Origin of the sequence: Pseudomonas sp. FW305-25, from assembly GCF_017351415.1 — a bacterium.
In the GTDB taxonomy this organism is placed as follows: domain Bacteria; phylum Pseudomonadota; class Gammaproteobacteria; order Pseudomonadales; family Pseudomonadaceae; genus Aquipseudomonas; species Aquipseudomonas chlororaphis.
The window spans coordinates 1-433 of sequence record NZ_JACNDE010000089.1; the positions used below are offsets into that span (position 1 = coordinate 1).

The window sequence follows — 433 nt, forward strand, 5'->3', positions numbered from 1 at the left end:
AGCGTCGTTGGCGCCGTCGCCGCACATGGCGACCAGGCGACCGTCATTCTGCTCGTGGCGAATGCGCGCCAGCTTTTTCTCCGGCGTGGCTTCGGCCAGCACGTCATCCACCCCGGCCTCCGCGGCAATGGCGGCGGCGGTCAGCGGGTTGTCGCCGGTCACCATCACGGTACGGATCCCCAGCTTGCGCAACTCGGCGAAACGCTCGCGGATACCGGGCTTGACCACGTCCTTGAGGTGGATTGCCCCCAGCAGTTTGCCCTCGGCGCACACCAGCAGCGGCGTGCCGCCACTCTGGGCAATCTTGTCGATCTCCCGGGACAGCGCCGGGGCCAGGTCACCCCGTTGCAGACCGACGAAGGCCAGCACCGAATCCACCGCGCCCTTGCGATAGACCCGCCCCTGATAGTCGACACCGGACAGCCGGGTCTCG

General features: G+C 68.1%; 1 protein-coding gene. It reads right to left on the minus strand.

The genetic code is table 11. The annotated features are described in order from the left end of the window. Window positions 1-433 (minus strand): HAD-IC family P-type ATPase (locus J4E58_RS31805; protein ID WP_207255375.1); only part of this gene is annotated, 433 nt, incomplete at both ends.